The organism is Paenibacillus sambharensis, from assembly GCF_003233845.1.
In the GTDB taxonomy this organism is placed as follows: Bacteria; Bacillota; Bacilli; order Paenibacillales; family Paenibacillaceae; genus Paenibacillus_I; species Paenibacillus_I sambharensis.
The window spans coordinates 1-326 of record NZ_QKRB01000004.1 but is presented as its reverse complement, the minus strand read 5'-3'; the positions used below and the strand labels follow the sequence as shown (position 1 = coordinate 326).

Genomic DNA, 326 nt, shown 5'->3' with positions numbered 1-326 from the left:
ACGCACCGCTGGTGTACCAGTTGTTCTGCCAAGGGCATCGCTGGGTAGCTATGTGCGGACGGGATAAGTGCTGAAAGCATCTAAGCATGAAGCCCCCCTCAAGATGAGATTTCCCATTCCGCAAGGAAGTAAGATCCCTGAAAGATGATCAGGTTGATAGGTCTGAGGTGGAAGCGTGGTGACACGTGGAGCTGACAGATACTAATAGATCGAGGACTTAACCTATATTCTAATGTGAAAAATGAACATTGTTATCTAGTTTTGAGAGAACATTCTCTCCATCAGGTTTGGTGGCGATAGCGAAGAGGTCACACCCGTTCCCATAC

The 326-nt window shown here is 47.5% G+C and carries 1 rRNA gene; it reads left to right on the top strand.

Annotated elements, in window-relative coordinates:
- Positions 1-225: ribosomal RNA gene (locus DNH61_RS00030) — 23S ribosomal RNA — on the top strand; the annotation flags it as partial.
- Positions 226-326: the final 101 nt, after the last annotated feature.